This is a genomic window from Cognatundibacterium luofuense, assembly GCF_018139685.1.
Classification (GTDB): domain Bacteria; phylum Pseudomonadota; class Gammaproteobacteria; order Burkholderiales; family Burkholderiaceae_D; genus Undibacterium; species Undibacterium luofuense.
This window is the reverse complement of the sequence record NZ_JAGSPN010000516.1, coordinates 1-302: the sequence shown is the minus strand read 5'-3', so window position 1 is coordinate 302 and position 302 is coordinate 1. Positions and strand designations below refer to the sequence as shown.

The 302-nt window shown below is 56.3% G+C and carries 1 pseudogene; it reads left to right on the top strand.

The window, feature by feature from the left end:
* Positions 1-38: 38 nt before the first annotated feature.
* A pseudogene (locus KDM89_RS21480) lies at positions 39-302 on the top strand (chemotaxis protein); the annotation flags it as partial.

Here is a 302-nt window from a genome sequence, read left to right as displayed (position 1 = left end):
ATACAGAAATGGGGCAGTTATTGCAGGCGCTGCGGCAAATGAACATCAATCTGGTGTCCGTGATCAATGATGTGCACCTGAATGCCAGCGCCATTTCTACCGGGACGCGGGAAATAGCCGATGCCAACATGGATTTATCGGGTCGCACCGAGTCGCAGGCGTCCAGCCTGGAACAGACTGCATCCAGCATGGAGCAATTCGCGGAAACGGTACGCCAGAATTCTGACCACGCGGCACAAGCCAATACACTGGCAGAAACCACCTCTGCGGTGGCTCAACAGGGTGGCGCGATGGTGAGCCAG